The organism is Maritalea mediterranea (assembly GCF_021568695.1).
Lineage (GTDB): Bacteria > Pseudomonadota > Alphaproteobacteria > Rhizobiales > Devosiaceae > Maritalea > Maritalea mediterranea.
The window spans coordinates 1,460,001-1,483,366 of the sequence record NZ_JAKGTI010000001.1 but is presented as its reverse complement, the minus strand read 5'-3'; the positions used below and the strand labels follow the sequence as shown (position 1 = coordinate 1,483,366).

The 23,366-nt window shown below is 53.3% G+C and carries 20 protein-coding genes and 2 tRNA genes; 10 read left to right on the top strand and 12 right to left on the bottom strand.

Annotated elements, in window-relative coordinates; genetic code table 11:
* Nucleotides 1-36: 36 nt before the first annotated feature.
* The gene (locus L1I42_RS07215) at nt 37-1,236 is read right to left on the bottom strand and encodes a deoxyguanosinetriphosphate triphosphohydrolase (protein WP_236113804.1); all 1,200 of its coding nucleotides are present in this window, start codon (nt 1,234-1,236) and stop codon (nt 37-39) included.
* Between the two features lie 128 nt (nt 1,237-1,364).
* Between L1I42_RS07215 and erpA the strand changes: the two genes are divergently transcribed.
* Both erpA and xth read left to right on the top strand, forming a co-directional pair.
* Nucleotides 1,365-1,700, top strand: a complete 336-nt coding sequence (gene erpA / locus L1I42_RS07210; RefSeq protein WP_236114186.1) for an iron-sulfur cluster insertion protein ErpA — start codon at nt 1,365-1,367, stop codon at nt 1,698-1,700.
* 90 nt (nt 1,701-1,790) lie between these two features.
* Nucleotides 1,791-2,570: an exodeoxyribonuclease III gene (gene xth / locus L1I42_RS07205; RefSeq protein WP_236113803.1), complete on the top strand. Its 780-nt coding sequence runs from the start codon at nt 1,791-1,793 to the stop codon at nt 2,568-2,570.
* 9 nt (nt 2,571-2,579) lie between these two features.
* Here the strand turns inward: xth and L1I42_RS07200 are convergent, their stop codons facing one another.
* The 6 genes from L1I42_RS07200 to L1I42_RS07175 form a co-directional block, all read right to left on the bottom strand.
* A complete protein-coding gene (locus tag L1I42_RS07200; protein WP_236113802.1) occupies nt 2,580-3,371 on the bottom strand; it encodes a tetratricopeptide repeat protein in 792 nt (263 codons plus the stop codon).
* Nucleotides 3,358-5,082: a dihydroxy-acid dehydratase gene (ilvD, locus tag L1I42_RS07195; RefSeq protein ID WP_236113801.1), complete on the bottom strand. Its 1,725-nt coding sequence runs from the start codon at nt 5,080-5,082 to the stop codon at nt 3,358-3,360. Before ilvD ends, L1I42_RS07200 begins: the two co-directional genes overlap by 14 nt.
* A gap of 285 nt (nt 5,083-5,367) precedes the next feature.
* Nucleotides 5,368-8,025: a valine--tRNA ligase gene (locus L1I42_RS07190; RefSeq protein ID WP_236113800.1), complete on the bottom strand. Its 2,658-nt coding sequence runs from the start codon at nt 8,023-8,025 to the stop codon at nt 5,368-5,370.
* 116 nt (nt 8,026-8,141) lie between these two features.
* The gene (locus tag L1I42_RS07185) at nt 8,142-9,164 is read right to left on the bottom strand and encodes a DUF2497 domain-containing protein (RefSeq protein WP_236113799.1); all 1,023 of its coding nucleotides are present in this window, start codon (nt 9,162-9,164) and stop codon (nt 8,142-8,144) included.
* A gap of 323 nt (nt 9,165-9,487) precedes the next feature.
* Complete coding sequence (locus L1I42_RS07180) at nt 9,488-10,786, bottom strand: TolC family outer membrane protein (RefSeq protein ID WP_236113798.1); 1,299 nt, start codon at nt 10,784-10,786, stop codon at nt 9,488-9,490.
* A gap of 190 nt (nt 10,787-10,976) precedes the next feature.
* Nucleotides 10,977-11,633, bottom strand: a complete 657-nt coding sequence (locus L1I42_RS07175) for a protein-L-isoaspartate O-methyltransferase family protein (RefSeq protein WP_236113797.1) — start codon at nt 11,631-11,633, stop codon at nt 10,977-10,979.
* 182 nt (nt 11,634-11,815) lie between these two features.
* Between L1I42_RS07175 and L1I42_RS07170 the strand changes: the two genes are divergently transcribed.
* The 3 genes from L1I42_RS07170 (at nt 11,816) to L1I42_RS07160 (ending at nt 12,770) form a co-directional block, all read left to right on the top strand.
* Nucleotides 11,816-11,889, top strand: a tRNA-Cys gene (locus L1I42_RS07170).
* Between the two features lie 72 nt (nt 11,890-11,961).
* Nucleotides 11,962-12,576, top strand: coding sequence for a molybdenum cofactor guanylyltransferase (mobA, locus tag L1I42_RS07165; protein ID WP_236113796.1), 615 nt, complete (start codon nt 11,962-11,964; stop codon nt 12,574-12,576).
* 118 nt (nt 12,577-12,694) lie between these two features.
* Nucleotides 12,695-12,770: transfer RNA gene (locus L1I42_RS07160), tRNA-Asn, on the top strand.
* A gap of 67 nt (nt 12,771-12,837) precedes the next feature.
* Here L1I42_RS07160 and L1I42_RS07155 read toward each other — a convergent pair.
* Nucleotides 12,838-13,536: an SDR family NAD(P)-dependent oxidoreductase gene (locus L1I42_RS07155; protein ID WP_236113795.1), complete on the bottom strand. Its 699-nt coding sequence runs from the start codon at nt 13,534-13,536 to the stop codon at nt 12,838-12,840.
* A gap of 49 nt (nt 13,537-13,585) precedes the next feature.
* Entirely contained in the window at nt 13,586-15,028 is a 1,443-nt protein-coding gene (locus L1I42_RS07150; RefSeq protein WP_236113794.1) for an aldehyde dehydrogenase family protein, read from the bottom strand.
* A 65-nt stretch (nt 15,029-15,093) separates the two neighbouring features.
* On the opposite strand from L1I42_RS07150, the gene L1I42_RS07145 reads away from it, so the two are divergent.
* The 5 genes from L1I42_RS07145 to ubiV all read left to right on the top strand — a co-directional run bounded on the left by L1I42_RS07145 (nt 15,094) and on the right by ubiV (nt 19,610).
* Nucleotides 15,094-15,768: a type I glutamate--ammonia ligase gene (locus tag L1I42_RS07145; protein WP_236113793.1), complete on the top strand. Its 675-nt coding sequence runs from the start codon at nt 15,094-15,096 to the stop codon at nt 15,766-15,768.
* Nucleotides 15,768-17,072 carry an NAD(P)/FAD-dependent oxidoreductase gene (locus L1I42_RS07140; protein ID WP_255768903.1) on the top strand — a complete coding sequence of 435 codons (1,305 nt, stop codon included), beginning with the start codon at nt 15,768-15,770 and terminating at the stop codon, nt 17,070-17,072. Before L1I42_RS07145 ends, L1I42_RS07140 begins: the two co-directional genes overlap by 1 nt.
* 89 nt (nt 17,073-17,161) lie before the next feature.
* Nucleotides 17,162-17,692, top strand: coding sequence for a ubiquinone anaerobic biosynthesis accessory factor UbiT (gene ubiT / locus L1I42_RS07135; protein ID WP_236113791.1), 531 nt, complete (start codon nt 17,162-17,164; stop codon nt 17,690-17,692).
* A complete protein-coding gene (ubiU, locus tag L1I42_RS07130; RefSeq protein ID WP_236113790.1) occupies nt 17,689-18,693 on the top strand; it encodes a ubiquinone anaerobic biosynthesis protein UbiU in 1,005 nt (334 codons plus the stop codon). Before ubiT ends, ubiU begins: the two co-directional genes overlap by 4 nt.
* A 2-nt stretch (nt 18,694-18,695) precedes the next feature.
* Nucleotides 18,696-19,610 carry a ubiquinone anaerobic biosynthesis protein UbiV gene (gene ubiV, locus L1I42_RS07125; protein WP_236113789.1) on the top strand — a complete coding sequence of 305 codons (915 nt, stop codon included), beginning with the start codon at nt 18,696-18,698 and terminating at the stop codon, nt 19,608-19,610.
* A gap of 477 nt (nt 19,611-20,087) precedes the next feature.
* Here ubiV and L1I42_RS07120 read toward each other — a convergent pair whose 3' ends face one another.
* The 3 genes from L1I42_RS07120 to cysD all read right to left on the bottom strand — a co-directional run bounded on the left by L1I42_RS07120 (nt 20,088) and on the right by cysD (nt 23,323).
* Nucleotides 20,088-20,276 (bottom strand): hypothetical protein, encoded by a 189-nt coding sequence (locus L1I42_RS07120; protein WP_236113788.1) that lies wholly within the window; start codon nt 20,274-20,276, stop codon nt 20,088-20,090.
* Between the two features lie 222 nt (nt 20,277-20,498).
* Nucleotides 20,499-22,415, bottom strand: a complete 1,917-nt coding sequence (gene cysN / locus L1I42_RS07115; protein ID WP_236113787.1) for a sulfate adenylyltransferase subunit CysN — start codon at nt 22,413-22,415, stop codon at nt 20,499-20,501.
* The gene (cysD, locus tag L1I42_RS07110) at nt 22,415-23,323 is read right to left on the bottom strand and encodes a sulfate adenylyltransferase subunit CysD (RefSeq protein WP_236113786.1); all 909 of its coding nucleotides are present in this window, start codon (nt 23,321-23,323) and stop codon (nt 22,415-22,417) included. The genes cysN and cysD overlap by 1 nt, the downstream gene beginning before the upstream one ends.
* Nucleotides 23,324-23,366 lie beyond the last annotated feature (43 nt).

The window sequence follows — 23,366 nt, the reverse complement described above, 5'->3', positions numbered from 1 at the left end:
TGAGGTTCAGTCCATTTTGTTGTTAGCGCATTGCGGTTAGCGGAAATCCTCGTCCGCGTCAAACAAACGGTTATATTCCGCGGTGGCATAAGGGTCGGTCATGCCGGCGATAAAGTCAGAAACGAGGCGCGGCATCTTCTGTTTTTCGATGACTTTGGCACGTTCTTTCCACTCGCCAGGCAAAACTTCACCATCGAGGTAGGCGTCGAACAAATTAGAGACAATATGTTGCGCCTTGTCGACCTGATCCATCACGCTTTTATGGCGATAAACCTTGGCAAACAGGAAGCTTTTCAGGCCCTTTTCGGCTTGCGCCATTTGGGGCGAAAAGCCAATCAGGGTTTGGTTTGCTTGCCGAACGTCTTCCACTGTCTCGATGTTCGCTGCCGCCAATCGCGCCTTGGCATCGGCAATCACATCTTCAATGGTGCGGGTGAGCAAACGCCGCACAACCTCGTGTGTCTGGCGATCCTCGTCGACCAGCGGATATTTCCCCTGCACTTCTCGCACAATCGGGCCGACCAGCGGCACATCGCGCAATTCATCCAGCGACAACAGCCCGGCCCGCAAAGCATCGTCAATATCATGGGCGTTATAGGCGATGTCGTCTGCAATAGCGGCAGCCTGGGCTTCAAGGCTGGCATAACTGTCATAGCGCAAGTCAGCGATGGCCCATGGCTCATCCAGCCCGCCGGGCAAACCTTCCTTTTGATATTTTGGTGTGGGCTTGCCGTCGCTATCCATCAGTGGACCATTATGCTTGATAATGCCCTCCAGTGTTTCCCAAGTCAGGTTCAACCCATCATGCTCCGCATAACGATTTTCCAGCCGGGTCACCAGGCGCAGGGCCTGGATATTATGGTCGAACCCGCCAAGGTCGTGCATTTTTTCGTGTAGCACGCGCTCGCCTGCATGGCCGAACGGAGTGTGGCCAAGATCGTGGGCCAAGGCCAGGGCTTCGGCCAAGTCCTCACACAGATTGAGTGAACGCGCGATTGAGCGGGCGATTTGGGTCACTTCCAGCGTGTGGGTCAGTCTTGTGCGGTAATGATTGCCCTCATGATGTAGAAAGACTTGGGTTTTGTGCTTTAACCGCCGGAAAGCGTTGGAATGAATAATCCGGTCGCGGTCACGCTGAAATTCATTCCGTGTGGCACTGTCGTCCGTCTGATGGCGCCGCCCCAAACTGTTGAACGGATCGGCTGCATAAGAGGCAAGGTTGAGCTGTGATGACATAAATTTGTACCCTTTATCCCCTTAGGGTTCTTTTCAAAGGCGATGATGACGCTTATCTATGTGTTAGCAATCGGATGGTTTCATTAAAAGCCATCAGGATAAGGATAGGGAAAATGTCTGACACGCAAATGGCAGAAACACAGGTTCAGCTTACAGATCGCGCCGCCGAGCGCATAGCGAAAATCCTGGAAAAGCAGCCGGAAGGCACGGTTTTGCGCGTTGCGGTTTCCGGTGGCGGCTGTTCCGGCTTCCAATATGAATATAATCTGGTGCAGGAAAGCGCCAATGAAGACGATATTGTGCTGCAAAAGAAAAACGCCACGGTGCTGATCGATTCGCTCAGCCTTGAATTTATGCAAGGCGCGGAGATCGACTTTGTGCAAGACCTGATTGGTCAAAGCTTCCAGATCAACAATCCAAATGCGGTCGCCTCTTGCGGCTGCGGCACCAGCTTTGCCGTGTAGTTTCACCAACTCATGATTGTCTTCCACCCCCTGCCTCGATAGGATGATTGCGACTCGCGTGGCAACTTCCTTTCGGATCGGAAAAGCATTGTGAAAATCGCAACTTGGAACATTAATGGCATCAAAGCGCGCCTTAATGAGGTTGAATATTGGCTAAATGAATATAAGCCAGACCTTGTGGCATTGCAGGAAATCAAAAGCATTGATGAGAATTTTCCGCGCGAGGCAATTGAGGCGCTTGGCTATAATGTGGAGACACATGGCCAGAAGAGTTTTAACGGGGTCGCCCTGCTCTCGCTTCATCCTTTTGACGAAGTCAATCGCGGCCTGCCGGGCGACGATGGCGACGAGCAGGCTCGTTTTATCGAAACCGTGATTTCACGTCCCGAGGGCGCGGTGCGCGTGGCAGGTATCTATCTGCCCAATGGCAATCCGGTGGAGAGCGAAAAGTTTGCCTATAAGCTGGGCTGGATGGATCGGCTGATCAAATGGGCGGTCGAACGCCTGAAGCTGGAAGAGCCATTTATCATTTTAGGTGACTACAATATCATCCCAACTGGCGCTGATACGCATAGTGTGGAAGCCTGGTGGGGCGATGCGCTGTTTCGGCCCGAGAGTCTGGAACGGTTCCGCGCCCTCTCCAATCTTGGATTTACCGATGGATTGCGCGCCGTAAATGGCGATGAAGCCTATACATTTTGGGACTTTCAGGCCGGAGCCTGGCGCCGAAATAACGGCATCCGCATCGACCATTTGATGCTGTCACCGCAAGCGGCCGACTTGTTAGAAACGGTTGAGGTACATAAGGATATGCGCGGACGCGAGAAGCCGTCCGACCATGTGCCGGTCGTCGGCCATTTCAATATTTAAATAGGTGCATCAGCCGCCAAATCGTCCGCCGAGAGAATCTGCGGCGGCGATGGCTTGCGCGCGTTGATCTTGCGAGGCAATGGAGACCGCGCGATCAAATAGCTCGGCAATCCAAGGTTCTTCTTCAGTGCCCGTGGCATTGCGATCCGCCAATGTAAGCCACATCAACCCTTCCACAGGATCGGCTGGAATCCCGTCGCCATTGAACATAAGATTGCCCAAGGTCGCCTGCGCTGCGGCATGGCCTTTGCGGGCAGCAAGCGCCAGCCACCGCGCGCTTTGCAGCGGCGAATAGCCAAATTCGTTTTCATCGAGATAAAGCTGACCCACTTTAAACTGGGCTTCCGGGTCACCGAAATAGGAGGCTGCGTGCAGCCAAAGTTTGCGCGACAGATCATCATTGGCGGGCACACCGGCATCGGGCACGCCTTCACGATAATATTCGCCCACTTTCAAAAAGCTCTGCGCCACAATATCCGCTTCCAAGGATTTGGGCGGGGTGTTGGCATGGCCATCAGCCAGTTTGGAGAAATATTGGAAGGCTTTGGTGCGGTCAGGTGCCACACCTTCACCATTTTCATACATAACGCCGAGGCGCCACAGCGCAATAGGCTGCCCCGCCTCCGCGGCATCTTCCAATGCGGCAAGCAGATTTTCATTTGATACATCGGTATCAAACTGCCCAAAGATCGACAGAATATCTGCCGCTTCATCTTGGGCCCATGCAGAACATGTCGACAGGGCGAGCGCAACAAAAGTTGCGCGCGCCACGCCAATCAAATTCGCACTAAATATCTGCATAGCACTCCTTCTCTGCCTTTCCGCCGGGATGGGTCAAGGCGCCATAGCGCGCAGACCCCACCAGCTGGGCATATTTCCAAATTACGCCAGAACCGAAATCGGTCTCGCGTGGTTTCCAATTTTTGCGTCGCGCGTCCAGCTCTTCATCGGTCAAATCAACTGTGATCGAGCCGGTGTTGGCATCAATTTCGATGACGTCGCCATCTTCCAACAGACCGATCGGGCCGCCAACGGCTGCCTCAGGCCCGACATGGCCGATACAGAAGCCACGGGTGGCTCCGGAGAAGCGACCATCAGTGATCAATGCCACTTTGTCGCCCATGCCCTGCCCGTATAGCGCGGCAGTCGTGGCCAGCATTTCGCGCATGCCCGGACCACCTTTGGGGCCCTCATAGCGGATCACCAACACTTCGCCTTCTTTATATTCACGGTTGGTCACGGCCTTGAAACATTCTTCCTCGCTGTCAAAACAACGTGCCGGTCCCTTAAAGACCAAATTGGACATGCCCGCGACCTTCACGATCGCGCCATCTGGCGCAAGGTTGCCGGACAGACCAACAACACCGCCCGTTTTGGTGATCGGCGTGTTGGCCGGATAAACAACATCCTGCTGATCGTTCCACTGCACTTTTTCCATATTTTCGGCAATGGTGCGCCCGGTCACGGTCATGCAATCGCCGTGCAAGAAGCCTTGATCAAGCAAAGTTTTCATCAGCAATGGAATACCGCCCGCCTCAAACAAATCTTTGGCCACATATTTGCCGCCCGGCTTCAGGTCAGCGACATATGGGGTCTTTTTAAAGATCTCGGCCACGTCAAACAGGTCAAATTCAATGCCGGCCTCGTGGGCAATCGCTGGCAGGTGCAGCGCAGCGTTGGTAGAGCCACCAGAAGCGGCCACAACGGTCGCTGCGTTTTCCAGTGCTTTGCGTGTTACGATATCGCGCGGCCGCACATTGGTCTTGAGCAATTCCATCACCTGCTCACCGGCAGTGGCGCAGAATTGGTCACGAATTTCATAAGGTGCCGGGGCGCCAGCTGAATATGGCAATGCCAGGCCAATGGCTTCCGACACGGTGGCCATTGTGTTGGCGGTGAATTGCGCGCCGCAGGCTCCGGCTGATGGGCAAGCGTTTCTTTCCAGCTCTTCCAGATCTTCGTCTGAAAAATCGCCAACGGAATAGCGACCAACCGCTTCAAACACATCCTGAACAGTCACCGGCTTGCCTTTAAAGCTGCCGGGCAGAATTGAACCGCCATAGAGGAAGATCGATGGCACATTCAAACGCACCATGGCCATCATCATGCCGGGCAAAGATTTGTCACAACCGGCCAAGCCAACAAGCGCATCATAGCAGTGGCCGCGCATGGTCAATTCTACGGAGTCAGTGATCACGTCGCGGGACACCAATGAGGACTTCATGCCCTGGTGGCCCATGGCGATACCGTCTGTCACAGTGATGGTGGTGAATTCGCGCGGGGTGCCATGAGCTGCGGCAACGCCTTTTTTCACCGCCTGCGCCTGGCGCATCAGCGCAATGTTACACGGCGCGGCTTCGTTCCAGCAGGTGGCCACGCCCACAAAGGGCTGGTGGATCTGCCCTGAGGTCAACCCCATGGCATAATAATAGGAACGGTGTGGCGCCCGTGACGGCCCCTCCGTAACGTGGCGACTTGGCAGTTTTGATTTATCTACGTTTTTTGCGTCCATTTTAAAAACCTTTCCCCCGCAAGCAGGCACATATCTGCTCAAACTTTTAATCGTGCTGCTATTTGATGCAAGGGCACTTTAGGTCGCGCGCGTCCAATTGGCGGCTCTATTCGCCGCAGCCCAACCTTTCGCACATCATCCGCCCCGTTGTTTCACACAACATATTCAGTTTTGCGCTGTGAATTGGTTAAAAAAAAGGCGGCCCCAAAGCATAATTGAGGCCACCCTTACTGAATCGTGAATTTCAGATTTTCGTTGCCAAAATGCAACAGCTGTAGGCGCAGATTATCCCAGGCGTGCCAAAGCAGCCTCAACCCGCTCCTTTTTTTCTTCCGCGTCGGTTTTGCGCTGCTTCTGATCGTCGATCACATGCGCTGGAGCTTTGGAAATAAATTGCTCATTGGCCAGCTTTTTCGCCACGCCATCAATTTCCTTATCCAGTTTGGTCAGCTCTTTGTTGAGACGATCTTTTTCAGCCGCAATATCGATCACGCCGGCCAATGGCATGGCGAATGTGGCTTCGCCCAGTACCAATTGGGCGGACTCACCGGGCACTTCATCGGCGAAATCGATAGATTCAACCCGGGCCAGACGCTTAATCATTGGATCCTGAATGCCCAGACGCGCCTTCGATTCATCATTGGCATCGATCACCACCAGCGGCACTTTCGCGCCGGCTGGCACATTCATCTCCACGCGCAACGAGCGGATGCCAGTGATCAGATCGATCATCCAGCCCATTTCCGATTCTGCCGCTTCATCCACCAGATTTGAGAGCTCTGGCCAGTCACTGACGATCAGCAGCGCCTCGCGGGCCGGGCCGTTTTTGCCGGTTTGCGCCCAAAGCTCTTCAGTCACAAACGGCATGAAGGGATGCAACAATTTGAGGATTTGATCCAGCGTATAGGCCGCTGTGGCGCGGGTTTCCGCTTTCAGTTCTTCGTCGTCGCCATTGAATACCGGCTTGGCCAGCTCCACAAACCAGTCACAGAATGTACCCCAGACAAAGTCATAAGCGGCATTGGCGGCTTCGTTGAAGCGGAAGGCTTCCAATGTGCGTTCAACTTCGGCAACAGTTTTGGCGGCGCGGCTCAAAATCCATTTATTGAGCGTTGAATTGACCGAAGCCGGATCATAGCCCTCTACCCGCTTGCACTCATTCATTTCGAGGAAGCGTGCCGCGTTCCAAATTTTGGTGACGAAGTTGCGATAGCCTTCGACCCGCGAAATGGCGAGTTTCAAGTCGCGCCCCTGTGCGGCCATGGCTGCTAGGGTGAAGCGGGTGGCGTCGGCGCCATATTCGTCAAACAGGGTCAATGGATCGATCACATTGCCTTTGGTTTTGGACATTTTCTGCCCATGCTCATCACGCACCAGCGCGTGCACATAGACATTTTCAAACGGCTCTTCATCCATAAAGTGGATGCCAAACATCATCATCCGGGCGACCCAGAAAAAGATAATGTCGAAACCAGTGACCAAGGTCGACGTCTTATAGTAAGTCTCGAGTTCCGGCGTTTTGTCGGGCCATCCAAGTGTTGAGAACGGCCACAATGCGGAGGAGAACCAGGTGTCCAACACATCTTCATCACGCGTGATCGGCGTTGGTGCGCCATAATGGGCGTCGGCCAATGCCTGGGCTTCGGCTTCATCCTCAGCAACGAAATATTCGCCGTCCGGGCCGTACCACGCCGGGATCTGGTGGCCCCACCACAATTGACGTGAAATACACCAGGGCTGGATGTTCTCCATCCAGCGATAATAGGTGTTTTCCCAGTTTTTCGGGACGAATTTGGTGCGCCCTTCCTTCACAGCAGCAAGTGCAGGCTTGGCTAGGGTTTCCGCATCCACATACCATTGGTCGGTCAAATAGGGTTCAATGACCACCATTTTGGATTTCTCGTCATGGGGAACGGAAATCACTTTATCTTCCACTTCCACCAAGGCGCCAAGGGCATCGAGGTCGGCAATGATCTTTTTGCGCGCCTCAAACCGGTCCATGCCGCGATAGGCTTCAGGAGCCTCATCATTGATCTTGGCATCGTCTGTGAAGATATTGATCTGTTCCAGATTGTTGCGCTTGCCAACTTCAAAGTCATTAAAATCGTGGGCAGGCGTGATCTTCACCGCGCCGGAACCTTGCTCCGGATCAGCATGTTCGTCGGTCACGATCGGAATTTTGCGCCCGGTGAGCGGCAAGATCACCATTTTGCCGACAAGGTGTTTGTAGCGCTCATCTTCCGGGTGTACGGCAACGCCGGTATCGCCCAACATGGTTTCGGGCCGGGTTGTGGCCACCACGATGGTTTCATCGGTGCCTTCAATCGGATAGCGCAAGTGCCACATATGGCCGTTGATCTCAATATTTTCCACTTCGAGATCGGAGATGGCGGTTTGCAACACCGGGTGCCAGTTCACAAGACGTTTGTCCTTATAGATCAGGCCTTGCTTGTAAAGTTCGGTAAACACTTTGATCACGGCTTTGGACAGGCCATCATCCATGGTGAAGCGCTCGCGCGACCAATCGGCAGACGCCCCCAGACGACGCAATTGGCTAACAATGGTGCCGCCAGATTGTTCTTTCCATTCCCAGACTTTTTCCAAGAATTTCTCCCGGCCCATTTCGCGGCGCGATGGCAATTGCTGCTCCATCATTTTGCGCTCAACGATCATTTGCGTGGCGATGCCCGCATGGTCAGTGCCCGGTTGCCACAACACATTTTTGCCGCGCATGCGCTCAAAACGGGTGATCATATCCTGGATGGTAAAGGTCAGGGCGTGGCCCACATGCAAATCACCCGTCACATTTGGGGGCGGCATGGGAATGCAGTAGCTCTCTGCCCCCTCTTTTGCGCCAGCGCCTGCAGCAAATGTGTCTTGTTGAACCCACTCATCATAGATGCGGCCTTCAACGTCTTGCGGGTTATAATTTTTATCGATCATTTTGCCCATTACCTTTTGCCCGCCCAGGTGATGGGCGGGAGAAAATTTGTCTATTGGATTTAAAAGCGAAGCTGGTGGGACAAGTCAACCGCTAAGCGGTCAATTTGTGTTCCGGGTCAGCGCTTTCCGCGCGAAACACGCTCGATTTCACGCTGCACAAGCTGCTCCACCACGCCGGGCAGATTTTCATCCAACCACGATTTCAACATCGGGCGTAGCATTTCGCGGATCAAATCTTCCAGAGTCTGCCCTTGGCGTTGCGACATAATCAGATTATCGAGCTGGCTGAAGGCATGGCTGGTGGCAGCCTGCGCAGTGGGCTCCAACAGGCTGTCAGCGATATCGCTGGACAGGTCTTTGTCGGGCAGCGGGCTTTGCGCAGCGGTTTGCTGTTGTGGCTGCTGCGCCTGTTGAGTTGGCGCTTCAGGTTTACTAGGCGCTTCAGCCGCCAACATTGCCGCAGCCATATCTTCGGCCGGATCTGCTTCTTCATCAACGCCCATGCCGGCGAACGCATTGTCTTCAGAGTCCGATGCGTTGTCATCCTCGCTATCGTCGTCATTGATGAAGGCAATATCGTCGGGCACGACCTGTGAAACGTTGTCGGGCACTGACTGTTCGATTGATTTGGCGTCATCATCCAAAGCGGATTCGGGTGCTTTTTCCTCCCCACTCACCTCTTCCATCAACAAAGAGGCCATATCCACATCATCTGCTGGCGTTGGCACTGACGCGCCGGGATCAGCGATCAATTCCTCGTCGGCAGGATCGGGTTCAATGTTTGTGTTGGATGGTTTAAGCATTTGGTCGATCGACAAGGTCAACGGCTCTTCAGCGTCTGCATCTGGCTCGATATGCGACTGTTTCGCTTCAGCCAATGCCTCCGCAGCGACGTCCTTTCTTTCGATCGGTGCTGCTTCAATATCGGGGTGGGGACCGTCTTCCACTTCAATTGTGGTGGCTTCGCCATTTTCATCGACTTCGCCCAGAGCAGCGCTTAATTCGCTGCGGGCAGCGGCTTCGTCATCATCAGGTGGTGTGGCGGCTTCTTCTTGCTGCGGCTCATCGTCGGCAATAATTTGTCGAATCGACGACAGGATTTCATCCATTGACGGTTCTTTAGACGCAGGTTGGTTCATATTGGCCTCACCTTCGAGCAACACTCGACATACATTTACTACATTTGGGAAGGTCAACGCCTGAAATTGCGACGGCGTGTTCCACCCCAATCGACGCGACATGACATATTCAACATTTGTATCAACATCCGTTGATTTAATCTTGCCCCGCATGCGCCCCGACCAAATGGTGAGGACACGCATACAGCACATGTTGATACATCGCCGCCGCTACCGAATTGCGATTCGCGGATTTCCCGCGATTCGCTAATATTATAGTATTGTGATGAATATTTGTTCGTTAGTCCAGCTATGCACCAATCAGCGCTTATCCACGACTGAACTTATTCACGTAATTCCGCCCAAACATCTTCAATTCGCGCACGATAACCATCGCTGGACTGAAGCTGAACAGGTAGATTTAGAGATGCCGCATCCAATCGTCCCGTTGCAGAAATCAACGAAAAGGCCGCCACAACACGATTTCGCTTGGCCGTGTATAGAGCCTCCTTGGCACTGGTCAGTTCTGCGCGCGCGTTAAGCACGTCCAGTGTCGTCCGCTGCCCTACATTACGTTCCTCAATCACCCCATCCAAGGCGATTTGTCCAGACCGAACGGCGGCTTGAGCTGATTCAATTGCAGCAATTGAAGATTGGAGGCCAGACCAGGCAGAAATCACGCTCTCTTCAACCTGATTGGCTGCCACCTGCGCATCAATCTCAGATTTAATATGGCCGAGATTGGCTTTGCGCGCTGCAGCACCCAGTCGGCCACCTTGATAAATCGGCACTGAAAGCGTCAAGCGAATTGATCCCTGCGTTGCATTCGGCGTTGCCCCGCCGCCCAAACAATCAATGGCACAGATTGAGCCGATCAGGTCCAATGTTGGTCCGAAAGCGCGCAATGCCGCATCCGTTCCATAGCGTGCCGCTTCAACCTGCGCACGGGCGGTCAAAATAGCGGGGTGGTTTCGACGGGCAGATTGCAGCGCACTATCGATGCTTTTTGGCATAATGTGGCCAAACCGGAAATCTTCATTCAAGCCAGACGGTTTTGCGCCAATCCAGCGAACATAGGCAGCCTGCGAGGTCCGCAACGAGTTCACAGCAGATTTGTAAGACGCCACAGCCTGCGCCAAACGGGCTTCAGCCTGCGCGACGTCAATTTTTGTTCCCTCACCAACACTCAGTCTGCTGCGGGCATTATCGACCTGCGCACGTAAAAACTTAACATTGTCTGCGCGCAAGGAGGCCAAATTTGTGTCCTGCACCACATCCATATAAGCGGTGGCGGCGGACAACAGCACGTTTTGTTCGGTGTTGCGCAGCCCATATTTTGCTGCATCCGCAAACGCACGCGCCTGATCGATTTGCGCCGTGGTTTGCAAATTGTCGAACAGGCGTTGATTATATGAAACATTCAGGGTTGTGCTGCCACCATCTGTGGTGGTGCCGTTGGTCATGGTGAAGCTATATTGCGACGTTGCTGATAAGCCGATTTGTGGCCGCAGCCCCGCTTTGCGCATCACAATGTCTTCAGAGGCCATCTTCACGCTGACCACAGCCGACGCAATAGCCGGATTTTTTACATATGCGCGCGCCAAAGCCTCTGTCAGGCTTTCTGCCTGAGCAGCACTACTCATTACAGCGGCAAAAAACCCTGCAAATACAACACTCTTCTTAAAAAGCAACTTACTCACCCCTGAACAATTATGCCGCCAGTATGCACATTTCAGCCTGCAAATAAAATTAACTTTTCGTTAATTTGATATTACGGGCCGATATATGTTTCGTGATGTGGCGATTTTCACACAATGTTCAAGAGGACGGTGACTAAAAAGTGAAAGTTTTTTGTTTTTCAAAGGCAACAAGCTTCGGCACGACAGCATTAAATGCCACCCGTCGGCTCACGCCAGCCGCGTTTTTCACATAGCAGACAGCGCTTGGCACACCATTCTCGGTTTCAACACAAACCAGACGACCATCCTGCTTGAGCTGCTTGAACAGGGTTTCAGGCAGTTCATCTACATGCCCCTCAACAAAAATCACATCGAAGGGCGCTTCTTTGGCCAAGCCATCCTTGAGTTCCCCCGCCAAAACCGCAGCATTACCAACTTCAAGATCTGCAAGCGCATCATTCGCCATCTCGACAAAGTCTTCATTGTCATCAATGGCCATTACTGAATCAGCAAATTGCGCTATAACCGCGGTGCCGTAACCGGTGTTGCAGGCCACGTGCAGCACCAGATCGCTCGATTTGATTTCGGCAAGCTGGGCGAGACGTGCGAGATACATAGGCTCCATCATTTTTCGGGCACCGATCGTGTCCAAAGGCAAATCTTCATCAAGATAGGCCAAAGGCTTTTTTGCAGCAGGCACGAAGTTTTCTCGCGGGATTTCGCTCATAGCAGCCAGAATGCGATAGTCTGTGACCGCGTTGGGGCGGAGTTGACAATCCACCATTGACTTGCGTGCGTGTTCGAAATCCATTGGAGCACCCGTATATGTGAAGTTGATGTTCACCTGTTCAATAGCCATCTTATAGCCGCGATGCAAGACGATATCAGCACGCGGGGACCCTGCCTTTTGGCGATGTTCACTTTTCCGTGAAGTTTTTGCCAAACTTTGCTTGAAATTTTAACCCGATTGCTATAGCTAGCTCAATCTATTGAGGCCACGTGGCGGAGTGGTGACGCAGCGGATTGCAAATCCGTGTACCCCGGTTCGATTCCGGGCGTGGCCTCCAAATTCTCCCCAAAATTCAATTGATTGCATATTTCCTCTAGGCAAGACCCGTTGGCCAAGGCACAGTATTTGTATGGAGATTTTTGGCATTATTTTGGCTGGTGGTGAAGGCACCCGGTTGGGGGGCGTGGACAAAGCGCGCCTTCGCCTAGGCAAACGAAGCTTTTTGCACCATGTTAAACAGCGGCTCGAATCGCAATGCCAGCGTCTTGTTTATGTTGGACCACACGAACATGGCGCCTTGACTTCCTTGCCCAGCACTTCCGATCATTTTGACCCGCCTATCGGGCCGCTGGGCGGTATTTATACCGGCGCACGCTGGGCAAGTTCGCACGCGCAGCAGCCCGACCACAGCTGGATATTGACCGCGCCAGTAGATGGGCCCTTTTTCCCCTCTGACTTTGTTGAGCGTGTGCGCAATGAAATGGAAAAGCGCGCGCCCATCATCGGTCGGTATGGGACGGATATCTATCCTGTATGCGGCTTGTGGCCACTGTCACAGGCGCTAGAAATTACCCGCATACTGGAATCGCAGGAGGGATTTGCTGTTCGCCCGGTTTTGCACCATTTCAATGCCCAAGAGCATGATTTCAAACAATTTTATGATGAAAACCCATTCGCAAATGCCAATCGAATGAACGATTTGTTGGCACTTCAAAGCCGATATGCCGCCCAATATCCCGATTAATAATTGCTGCCACAAAATTTTTGCAAAAAGGCCGCTATTTTTTTAAAAAAGGTCTTGGCAAGCGCGATCAAAAACGCTAAACACCGCCTCATCTACTCGTTAGATACACACATTGTGATCCCCGGTAGCTCAGTTGGTAGAGCGAGCGGCTGTTAACCGCTTTGTCGCAAGTTCGAGTCTTGCCCGGGGAGCCACTTTTCCCTAAAAATCAAAAACTTACGTTCGCTTCCTAATTCAAATTCTGAAGTCGGGTCTGCACGTCTAAAACGGTATGCGCTTGCCCTGATTGTCGTAAAAGCCACCACTCATTGGGGGCTTGGCGTTGTAGATGCAGTTGATAATCTTGTCGGCGGCGATACCGGCACTCACTTTTTTGGGATGCGCATAGTCTTGGGTCAGTCGTGTGTCTACCGTGCCGGGATGAATCGCCAACAATGCCGATTCTTGGTTCTTGCGTGTCCATTCGATTGACGCTGTGCGCACGATTTGGTTGAGCGCTGTTTTGGCGGCCCGATAGGACACCCACCCGCCAAGATGATTGTCTTCGATCGAGCCAACACGCGCAGTTAGTGCGGCGATGACCGCAGGTTCATCGCGCGGCATTAACGGTAGAAGCTGCTGGATCATCATGGCTGGGCCGATGGCGTTAAGCGCAAAATGATTGGCCATATTTTGGGCACCCAATTCCGCAAATCTGCGTTCCGGCGGCGCACCGTCAATGATCAGCGCCCCGGTGGCAATAATGGCGAGATTGAACTTTCGCCCTTCCTGCTGCCAGCCAGCAAACGTAGGGGAAAAGCTCTCCGGATCCGTGATGTCGAAATGTGGATAGTGCTCGCGATCAAAGCTTTCAATGCTTTTCACGTTGGGACGATTGGCCAAATTCTGTTTGAGCGCTTGCCCAATGCCGCCGTTCGCCCCAACGATAATCGCGTTTATTTCTTCAACCTGATCTAGCATAACCACCTCTCCGTTTTCTCTTGATCTACGCGAGGTGGCAGTATCTGGATTAGTTTGTTTCTTTGGGACGGGTGATGGTTTTCACCTCGAGAAATTCTTCAAGACCAAATGTGCCCCCCTCTCGGCCTATGCCAGATTTTTTATACCCGCCAAAGGGAGAACCAGGCGCCATGCCGCTTCCGTTGATATGCACCATGCCAGCCTGGAGCTGACGTGCCACGCGCATGGCCTTTTCCTCATCTTTGGTTTGCACATAGGCGGACAAGCCAAATTCGGTGTCGTTCGCGATGGCGATCGCTTGCTGCTCGTCTTCAAACGGTATCATACAGAGGACCGGGCCAAAAATTTCTTCCTGCGCGATCCGCATATCGTTGCGCACATCCACAAAAATTGTCGGTTTGACATAATATCCCTCATTGATGCCCTCGGGTTTTCCGAGGCCGCCACATAACAAGGTGGCGCCTTCATCCATGCCGGTTTTGATCAGTTCCTGCACCCGATCAAACTGGATATGATTGACCAGCGGTCCCATGTGGCGCCCGGCATCGTCGGGATTGCCCACCTCTTGCTGTTCAGCTGTTTTCAGCGCCACTTCCTTGGCACGGTCATAAATGCTTTGTTCGACCAACATACGGGAAGGCGCATTGCAGGATTGCCCCGTATTATTGAACATTTGCCGTACACCACGTTTCACCGCGTCATCGACATCTGCATCTGCAAACACCAGGTTGGGCGACTTGCCGCCGAGTTCCAAGGCGACCTTTTTAACACCATCAGCCGCATCCTTGCTGACAGCTGCCCCTGCCCGCACCGACCCGGTGAACGACATCATCGCCACATCAGGGTGACGCGAAAGAGCGGCGCCGGCCACAGGACCTTCACCATTGACCAGATTAAAGACCCCCTTGGGCACGCCGGCTTCTGACAGAATATCTGCATAAAGCATCGCGTTGAATGGAGTGAATTCGCTTGGCTTGAGGACCATTGTGCAGCCGGCGGCAAGCGCTGGCAGCACTTTGAGTGCAATCTGATTGATCGGCCAGTTCCAAGGCGTGATCAAACCACATACACCGATGGGCTCACGCACCACCAGGTCACCATTCATAAGTGTTTCTTCAAACTTATAAGTGCCCAAAGCCTGCAAAAAACCATCCAAGTGGCTCTCCCCCGCAGCGGTTTGCGAGCCATAAGCCAGGTGCCGCGGAGCGCCCAGTTCCTGCATGATGGCATGGGCAATTTCATCGCGACGTTTGCGATAGACTGAAAGAATCGATTGCAACAATTCCTTGCGCTCCGCCACTGACGTGCTTGAAAATTGCGGCAAAGCCTCCTTTGCTGCGGCAACAGCGGCATTCACCACATTCTCGTCGCCTGCAGCAATGCTTCCAATGGATTGTTCCGTTGCCGGATTAAGCATTTCTATCGTGGGGGCTTCGGCGGCTTGCACCCAATCGCCATTGATAAAGAATTCATGTCTTTTCCGAAAGGTCATTGGCGATCCTCCTTTAGTCACCTAGCGTTGCCATTATTTGAGAAGTAATTTGCGGCGTACAAGAAATGAGCGCCATAATATTTAAGCAGCAAGGCTATCATATGGTCGACAAACAAAAATGGGTTCATCAATTACCAAGCGCCGCGCTGGACTGGCTGGAAGGCCGTTGGGTTGAAGAAGTCGAATGTATCGTGCGCGATATTGTAGGCATTTCGCGCGGCAAGACAATGCCCGCCGAAAAGTTTTCCGCCGACGCCCTCTTCTATCTTCCCACGTCGATCTTTTATCAAAGCATTACCTGGGCCTGTACAAACAGGATCATAAAGGTTCAACGGATGGAAACCGATATCGGGCACAACGGCATCAATCATGAGGCCAATTCCATGAAAGCGGTTGATGAATATGGTGATGTGATCAACGATATATGCAATTTTGCCGAAGCACGGGGACTGGAGATCGATATGCTCGATCAGAAAGGCGGCGTTGGCCAAATCGAAATAAATCTGCAGCATGGCGATCCGCCGAAACTGACCGATGAAGTGTTTTATTTCAAACGCTCCATCCGTGATGGCTGTGCTCAAAATCAAGTACCTTGCCACTTTGCAGGAAGCAAAGAGCTGCGCAGTTCACTGGGAGAAGTTTTTTGTCTGGTCTATGAAGCCATCAAACCTCAGAAACTGGACGAATTTTTGGGCGAAATCAGCCCGTGGGAGCGCGAGCATTTGTTGCTGAATATGTGATGATTGATGTTCTGACCGCCAATGATGTGACGGGGCAATATCCCCTGTCCTATTATGCCGCGCAACGCCCCGCGCCCGCGCCGCATCGCCCGCTAATGGGGCACAATACAGCGGATGTTTGCATAATCGGTGGCGGATTCACCGGCCTTTCCGCGGCGCTGCATTTGGCGAGGGAAGGCTATGACGTGGCGCTTTTGGAGGCCCATCGCATCGGCTGGGGCGCCTCTGGCCGCAATGGCGGCCAGTTGGGCAGCGGCCAGCGGCTGGATCAGATCACGCTTGAAGGTTTGGTTGGCGAACCAAACGCACATAGACTGTGGGACATTGCCGAAGCAGGCAAGCAATTGGTCAAAAGCTTGGTGTTTGATCATGGCATTGATTGTGACTACACACCGGGCATAATTGAAGCCGACCATAAGGCCCGTTTCGTAGAAGAGTCGCATCGCTATGTGGAGAAGCTCAACCGCGAGTATGGCTATGAGCCCTTTTCAGCGCTTGGCAAGGATGAGATGCGCCAGCATGTGGCCAGCAATCAATATTTTGGGGGCACGCTTGATAAAGGTGCGGGGCATTTAAACCCGCTCGCCTTCTGTTTCGGACTGGCGGCACTGGCGCACAAGGCGGGCACAAGAATATATGAAAATAGCCGCGTCACCCAAATTGAACCCGGTGCGAAAGTGTGGGTGGAGACAACGAACGGTACGATCAAAGCGGATCACGTAATTCTTGGCTGTAACGGCTATGTGGGTGAGCTCAACAAACGCGTGAGTGCGCGCGTTATGCCGATCAACAGCTTTATTGTGGCCACCGAACCGTTGGGCGAGGACCGTGCCAAAGCGCTGATTCCTGAAAATGAAGCGGTGGCGGACAGTCGGTTTGTGGTGAACTATTTCCGCCGCACACCCGACCACCGGCTGCTGTTTGGCGGCGGTGAAACCTATAGCCTGCGCTTTCCGCCCGACCTAGCAACCATATCACGCAAGCCTATGTTGAATGTCTTTCCGCAATTGGCGGATGCCCAGATTGACTATGCCTGGGGCGGCACGCTGGGCATTACCATGAAACGCCTGCCGCATTTTGTCCGACTTGACCGCAATATCTATTCGGCATCCGGCTTTTCTGGCCACGGGCTTGGTATGGCAACGATGGCGGGTCAGATTCTGGCCGAACTGACCCAGGGCCAGGCCGAGAAATTCGACCTGATGGCCAGCCTGCCCAGCCCCCGCTTTCCCGGCGGTCCGCCCCTGCGTGGCCCGCTGCTCTATCTGGCCATGACCTATTATGCGATGCGCGATCGTTTTTAGCGTTTGGCAAGGGGCAGATTTCGGCAAAAATTTAATTTTATTTGCACTTTTGCAAACTGATGGGACGTGACGCATCCTAATCAGGGGGCATGCGAGACAAACATAAACGCGATCAACCTCGAATCTATAAAGATTCCCAAGCAGGCCCGGTGTCCAAGGTCATGCCGCTGTTTGCCATACAGCCCATTTTGCGGCGCATTGTGCAGCATGTGGCCAATTTGCATCCGGAGCTTTTTGAGCGGCTGGACGACAGCTGCCGCAAACATTTTTTGATCGATGCGAAAGGCATGCCTTTTTTGCTGCTTTTGCGTCCAGATCCAGACAATCTGATGCTGGTGGCCAAATCGCGCCACGAGGAAATCCCCTATGATGTGCTGGTGAGCGGCAAGTTCAAAACCTTGCTGCGCATGATCGACAGTAAAACCGATAGCGATGCGCTGTTTTTCAACCGGGACATTACCGTGACGGGTGACACCGAGGCGATTGTGGCGCTGCGCAATGCGCTTGACGATATGGACGCCACCCTGGCGGACGATGTGGCCACCGCCTTTGGCCCGCTGCGCGGCCCTGTGCGCGCCAGCATTGATGCGGTAACAAAAATTGTAGGTTCCAGAACATGAGTGACTTGATCAAACCTGAATTGGTGTGTCCCGCTGGCACGCCGGCCAGCTTGCGTACGGCAGTTGATGCGGGCGCAAACTCGGTTTATTGCGGCTTTAAAGGCCCCACCAATGCGCGGAATTTTCCCGGCCTGAACTTTTCGAAAAAGGAACTTTCGGAAAGCGTGAAATATGCGCACGATAAAGACGCAATGGTGCTGGCGGCGATTAATTCTTTCCCCACAGCGGGACGCACCGATCTCTGGAAGCAATCGGTTGATGATGCTGTCGACATCGGCATCGACGCGGTGATTATTGCCGATATCGGCATGGCCAAATATGTGGCCGAGCAGCATCCGGATCAGCGGTTACACCTTTCCGTGCAGGCCGGGGCCTCCTCGCCCGAAGCGATCAATTTTTATGTGGAGCGCTTTAATGTGAAGCGCGTGGTGTTGCCGCGCATTCTGACCGTGCCGGAAATCAAACGAGTGCACGACGCGATTGATTGCGAGATCGAGGCCTTTGTGTTCGGCAATATCGGCATGATGGCCGAAGGGCGTTGCTCGCTGACCAACTATGTCACGGGCATTTCAACCAATATGGATGGGGTGTGCTCACCTGCCAGCCATGTGGATTATGAACCGGATGAGGATGACGGGCTGACAACCCGGCTCGGTGATTTCGCCATTGATTGCATTTCATGCGGCGAAACCGCGGGCTATCCCACCATCTGCAAAGGCCGCTATGACACGGCGCATAAGAAAAACTATTACGCCTTTGAAGAGCCGATCAGCCTCAATCTGACCCGCTTGCTGCCCGACTTGATGAAAGCCGGTGTCACGGCGTTGAAAATTGAGGGGCGACAGCGCTCGCGCGCCTATATTCGGTCGGTTGTTTCAGCCTTCCGCGATGCGGTGGATGCTTATGCGGCGGGGGAAGAACCGGACATCACCGAATTGATCGCGCTGACCGAAGGGCACAAAGAAACCCAGGGCGCCTTTAAATCAAAGAGCTGGAGATAGAGATGAGTGCACAGCTGACCCTTGGCCCGGTACAATATAATTGGGCGCCAGAAGACTGGCGGGATTTCTACTTTAAGGTCGCCGATGAAACGCCGGTGGAAACTGTTTTTATCGGGGAAGTCATCTGCTCGAAGCGCGCACCGCTTTATGACAATCAACTGCCGGACGTGGTGGAGCGCCTGCATGATGCGGGCAAGCATGTGATCTTTTCTACGCTGTCGGAAGTCACCACAGACATTGACCGGCGGCTGGTGAAACGCATCGCGCAGTCTGAAGGTTTTCCGATTGAAGCCAATGATGTGTCTGCTTTGCAGCAAATGGCAGCGGGGCCGCACCATATCGGGCCGTTGATGAATTGCTATAATGAAGAAGCGCTTGAGGTTTATGCGGCCAATGGCGCGAAAAGCATCTGCCTCAATCCTGAAATGCCACGCGTGGGCATTGCCGCATTAGCAGAAGCGGCCGAGCGGCATGGGGTGGAGCTGGAAGTGCAGGTTTATGGACGCATGTCGTTAGCGCTTTCAGCCAGGTGCTACCATGCCCGCGCCCACAATCGCACCAAGGATTCCTGCCTATTTGTCTGCGATGAGGATCCGGATGGCATGCGGTTGGATACGCTGGAGGGCGATCAGTTCCTGACCGTCAATGGCATCCAAACCCAGTCTCATTCAGTGCTCAATCTGATTGATTGTTTGGATGACTTACAATCCATTGGCATCAACCGTTTCCGCATTTCGCCGCAAAGCATTGGCACCTTTACCGCTATTCAGGCCTTTGATGATGTGTTGAACGACCGCATCAGCCCGTCTGAAGCGCTGAAAAAGATGCGTGACGACAGCGTGGATGCGCCCTTTTCCAACGGGTTTTATCATCAACGCCCCGGCTATGAATGGCACGACAAAGTGCCTGCCGAATAGAACATTGCCGCCGAGCCTCTTCTCTCTGTGTCAGAACCCTGCGACATTCTGACCGCTCGGCGGCAATTCCATTGTCCGACGATTTTTAATTCCAATTTATTTCAATTTCTTAAGCGCACAATCGCTCGCTGAACCAAAGCACTGTGTTTTAAAGTGCCTATGCGACCCTCAGCTCTTTAAACTGTTGGTCGACCACGCGATATCCAAACTGACCACCACGCGGTTTATAGCATTCGGTGTTCGCGGTCTTGCGCTCAAGGAAAGTTTGCAACAGGAACGCACTGGATAAACGGTTGAGAGATATAGAGGTCAATTCTGTAAATTGAGAATACCGGCCAATTGGTCACCATTCTCTTGAATCAGAGTTACAGCCTAGACTTATTCATCGTCCTCTTCGTCCTCTTCGTCGTCATCGTCGTCGTCGTCATCCTCTTCTTCGTCGTCGTCCTCTTCGTTTTCTTCGTCCTCTAATTCGTCCTAGTCTTCATCGTCGTCGTCTTCATCGTCAAGCTCTTCGAGATATTCTTCAAGCGCTTCACAAATGGCGGGCTTGTTGCCGGATTCGTTTGAAGAGGATTCACAATCTCGGATCAGCTTATTACGGGTAACGTCTGATAAGCCGTCTAGTGTCAATTTGTCGGCCATTGCCGGCAGTGCTGTGCTCATCATTAATGCAGGCACAAGACCTAGCAGGGTGCGTTTCCTGATTTCCTCCAATGCAGGGTTTGCTTATTTATGCATAACTTTGCATATGAAGGGATTCTCAAAAGTTAATGCCACCTAAACGTTATGCTTTTGGCGAATGCGGCTTTAATGGGCAGATTAAAATTTGAAACAAAAGAAGGGCGCCCCGTTGGACGCCCTCTTATTTTCGTATCTGCAATTCACCTACAGGGCGCTATACTGATGCCCTTCGAAGAGAAGATCATAAAGTTCGCCTGCCAACTCAGCGGGGTCTTTTTCCGCGGCGTTGAGGGTAATGTCGGCCCGTTCAGGCGGCTCGAACGGAGAGTCGATGCCGGTGAAGTTTTTGATCTCACCTGCTTTGGCGCGTGCGTAGAGGCCCTTGGGGTCTCGTTCGGCACACACTTCAAGGGGCGTGTTCACATAGGCTTCAACAAAATCAATATCGCCCGCCACTTCGCGCGCCAGACGGCGCTCGTTTTTAAACGGCGAGATGAAGGAGACCAGAACGATCAGGCCTGCATCTGCCATCAGTTTAGCCACTTCCGCCACCCGGCGGATATTTTCCACCCGGTCCTCTTCGGTAAAGCCCAAATCCTTGTTCAGGCCATGGCGCACATTGTCACCATCGAGAATGTAGGTGTGCTTGCCCTCAGCGGTGATGCGCTTTTCCAGGAGGTTGGCAATGGTGGATTTGCCCGAACCGGACAGGCCGGTAAACCACACAATGCGTGGGGTTTGCCCCTTCATTTCGGCGCGCACTTTTCGGTTCACGTCAAAGTCCTGATAGGTCAGGTTTTGCGCCCGGCGCAAGCCGAACTCAACCGTGCCCGCGCCCAGAGTGGCGTTGGACAAACGGTCAATCAGGATCAACCCGCCGGTGAGCGGGTTTTGATCGTAAGGGTCAAAGGCAATGGGTTTGTCGGTCGCGATGGTCACCGTGCCCACTTCGTTCAACTCCAGGCACTTGGCCGGGTTTTGCTCCAGCGTGTTCACATTGGTCTTTTGCTTGATGGTGGTGATGGTCGCTGGCACCATCTGGCTGCCAATCTTGATCAGATAAGAACGCCCTGCCATGGCCGGGGTTTCATGCATCCAGATCAGACGGGCCTGAAACTGGTTCGAATATTCCGGCGTTTCACCGGGTGCGGACAGCACATCGCCGCGCGAGATATCCACCTCGCGGTCGAGCACCAGCGTAACGGCATCCCCTGCCCGCGCCACGGGCAAGTCACCATCCAGGGTGACGATGCGTTTAATTTTGGCGGGCTTACGCGACGCGGCGACCAGCACCTCATCGCCCGGTTTGATTTCGCCGGAAGCGACGGTGCCGGAAAAGCCACGAAAGTCGAGGCTGGCGCGGTTCACCCATTGCACCGGAAAACGGAACGGCTGTTCCACCCGATCTTCCGCCACATCAATTTCTTCCAGATAGGGCACCAATTGCGGGCCGTGATACCAGTCCATATTCTCGCTTTTGGTGACGATATTGTCGCCGCGCAGCGCTGAGATCGGTACAGTCACCAACGATTTGAAGCCGAGCTGGGCCGCAAATTCGCGGTATTCGGCGTCAATCTCGTCAAAAATCTTTTTGTCATAGTCCACGAGATCGATCTTGTTGACCACGGCCACCACATGCTTCACCCCGATAAGGGACAAAATAAAGCTGTGGCGCTTGGTTTGGGTCAATACGCCTTTGCGCGCATCGATCAGCACAATGGCCAGGTCAGCGTTGGACGCGCCGGTGGCCATATTGCGGGTATATTGCTCATGGCCCGGCGTATCGGCGACGATAAATTTGCGCTTTTCGGTAGTGAAGAAGCGATAGGCCACATCAATGGTGATGCCCTGCTCGCGCTCAGCGGTCAGCCCATCCACCAGCAGAGAGAAGTCGATCCCCTCATCGCCCGTGGTGCGGTTGTGGCTTTCTTTTTGCAGCGAGGCCAACTGATCATCCAAGATCAACTGGCTATCATAAAGCAAACGGCCGATCAGGGTGGATTTGCCGTCATCCACGGAACCACAGGTCAAAAAGCGCAAAATGCTTTTATCGGTCTGGGCGCTCAGCCATTGTTCAATATCGAGTTGGGGGGCCTGTTCCGAAACGCTTACATTGCTCATTAGAAATAGCCCTCTTGTTTTTTCTTCTCCATCGACCCGGCCTGATCGCTGTCGATCAAGCGCCCCTCACGTTCTGAGGTGCGTGAGGCGTTCATTTCCATAATAATTTCGGGCAAGGTGGTGGCTTCAGATTCAATCGCGCCGGTCAGCGGATAGCAGCCAAGGGTTCTAAACCGCACCATCTTTTCCTGCGGCACTTCCCCCTCTTCCAAGGGCAAGCGGTCATCATCGACCATGATCAGCGTGCCGGAGCGCTCGACCACATGGCGTTTTTTGGCCAGGTAGAGCGAGGGAATTTCGATCTCTTCCTTATAGATATAGGTCCAGATGTCCAGCTCGGTCCAATTGGACAGCGGGAAAACGCGCATGCTTTCGCCCGGGGAAATACGGGTATTGAACAAGCGCCACAGTTCGGGGCGCTGGTTTTTCGGGTCCCAGGCATGTTGGGCGTTGCGGTGCGAGAACACACGCTCCTTGGCGCGAGATTTTTCCTCGTCGCGCCGCGCGCCGCCAATGGCGGCATCATATTGCCCCTCATTCAGGGCCTGCCGCAAGGCGGCGGTTTTCATAATGTCGGTATAGCGGGCTGAGCCATAGTCAAACGGGTTCACATTCTGCGCCACACCGTCTTGATTGGTGTGGGTGATCAGATCAAACCCATATTGTTCGGCCATGCGATCGCGAAAGGCGATCATTTCGCGGAACTTGAAGGTGGTGTCCACATGCAACAACGGAAACGGAATTTTAGAAGGATAAAACGCCTTGCGCGCCACATGCAGCAAAACACTTGAATCCTTGCCGATCGAATACATCATCACTGGCCGCTCAAATGAGGCCGCGACCTCGCGAAAAATCTCAATACTTTCCGCTTCCAAAGCGTCTAGGTGGCTGTGGCGTATCTCTGGCATAATAAAAGTCCGCTTGTTTAAACAGCGTTAAAGTAATTGCCGG

Bases quoted from the DNA above. Each gene is read 5' to 3' on its own strand.
- L1I42_RS07215 (WP_236113804.1), bottom strand. From the start codon at position 1,236: ATGTCATCACAGCTCAACCTTGCCTCTTATGCAGCCGATCCGTTCAAC.
- erpA (WP_236114186.1), top strand. From the start codon at position 1,365: ATGGCAGAAACACAGGTTCAGCTTACAGATCGCGCCGCCGAGCGCATA.
- L1I42_RS07200 (WP_236113802.1), bottom strand. From the start codon at position 3,371: ATGCAGATATTTAGTGCGAATTTGATTGGCGTGGCGCGCGCAACTTTT.
- ilvD (WP_236113801.1), bottom strand. From the start codon at position 5,082: ATGGACGCAAAAAACGTAGATAAATCAAAACTGCCAAGTCGCCACGTT.
- L1I42_RS07190 (WP_236113800.1), bottom strand. From the start codon at position 8,025: ATGATCGATAAAAATTATAACCCGCAAGACGTTGAAGGCCGCATCTAT.
- L1I42_RS07185 (WP_236113799.1), bottom strand. From the start codon at position 9,164: ATGAACCAACCTGCGTCTAAAGAACCGTCAATGGATGAAATCCTGTCG.
- L1I42_RS07180 (WP_236113798.1), bottom strand. From the start codon at position 10,786: ATGAGTAGTGCTGCTCAGGCAGAAAGCCTGACAGAGGCTTTGGCGCGC.
- L1I42_RS07175 (WP_236113797.1), bottom strand. From the start codon at position 11,633: ATGGATTTCGAACACGCACGCAAGTCAATGGTGGATTGTCAACTCCGC.
- mobA (WP_236113796.1), top strand. From the start codon at position 11,962: ATGGAGATTTTTGGCATTATTTTGGCTGGTGGTGAAGGCACCCGGTTG.
- L1I42_RS07155 (WP_236113795.1), bottom strand. From the start codon at position 13,536: ATGCTAGATCAGGTTGAAGAAATAAACGCGATTATCGTTGGGGCGAAC.
- L1I42_RS07150 (WP_236113794.1), bottom strand. From the start codon at position 15,028: ATGACCTTTCGGAAAAGACATGAATTCTTTATCAATGGCGATTGGGTG.
- L1I42_RS07145 (WP_236113793.1), top strand. From the start codon at position 15,094: ATGAGCGCCATAATATTTAAGCAGCAAGGCTATCATATGGTCGACAAA.
- L1I42_RS07140 (WP_255768903.1), top strand. From the start codon at position 15,768: ATGATTGATGTTCTGACCGCCAATGATGTGACGGGGCAATATCCCCTG.
- ubiT (WP_236113791.1), top strand. From the start codon at position 17,162: ATGCGAGACAAACATAAACGCGATCAACCTCGAATCTATAAAGATTCC.
- ubiU (WP_236113790.1), top strand. From the start codon at position 17,689: ATGAGTGACTTGATCAAACCTGAATTGGTGTGTCCCGCTGGCACGCCG.
- ubiV (WP_236113789.1), top strand. From the start codon at position 18,696: ATGAGTGCACAGCTGACCCTTGGCCCGGTACAATATAATTGGGCGCCA.
- L1I42_RS07120 (WP_236113788.1), bottom strand. From the start codon at position 20,276: ATGAGCACAGCACTGCCGGCAATGGCCGACAAATTGACACTAGACGGC.
- cysN (WP_236113787.1), bottom strand. From the start codon at position 22,415: ATGAGCAATGTAAGCGTTTCGGAACAGGCCCCCCAACTCGATATTGAA.
- cysD (WP_236113786.1), bottom strand. From the start codon at position 23,323: ATGCCAGAGATACGCCACAGCCACCTAGACGCTTTGGAAGCGGAAAGT.